The sequence below is a fragment of the Aphanothece microscopica RSMan92 genome (assembly GCF_046613545.2).
Lineage (GTDB): Bacteria > Cyanobacteriota > Cyanobacteriia > PCC-6307 > Cyanobiaceae > NIES-981.
Genome location: NZ_JBKKKY020000429.1, coordinates 1 through 517, shown reverse-complemented (window position 1 = coordinate 517; position 517 = coordinate 1). Strand labels below are relative to the sequence as shown.

Annotated in this window: 1 protein-coding gene; it reads right to left on the bottom strand. The window is 65.6% G+C overall.

Going from position 1 to position 517, the window contains the following annotated elements; genetic code table 11:
* On the bottom strand, positions 1–359 hold a 359-nt coding region (locus ACLD7X_RS18380), incomplete at its 3' end, for an NAD(+)/NADH kinase (RefSeq protein ID WP_411425126.1).
* Positions 360–517 lie beyond the last annotated feature (158 nt).

Genomic DNA, 517 nt, shown 5'->3' with positions numbered 1-517 from the left:
CGCAGCAGCGAGACCTCGTTGAAGGCGATGGCGCGGTGCACCTTCCCCGTCTCGTCCACCGCCGTCATGCTCAGCGGGTGAATGACGGTGAGCTCCGCCTGGGCCAGCCGCTCCGGCAGATGCTCCTCGGCATAGTCGTTCATGAGGAAGCCCACCGTGCCCCGGTTCATGCCGTAGATCGGAGTGCCGGTTGAAAGGAAGCGGTGCAGCGTTTGCAGCATGTGGCCGTCGCCGCCCAGCGCCACCACGCAGTCCGCGCGGTCGGGCTCGGCATTGCCGTGGATGGCGGCAAGCCGCTGGGCCGCCTCGCGGGCTTCGGGCGAGTCGGACGCGAGGAAGGCGATCGAGCTGAATTTCATGCCGGTTTCATCGCGTTGACAGCCTGTCGGATTGCCTACATTGAAGGCCACCCCTTGGCAACAGCCGCAACATCCCCGCTTCGAGAGCCCCCAATGCGCGACATCGTCATGTGCACGACCTGCAAGTTCTCCCCGACCGAAAAGACGGGACCTGACGG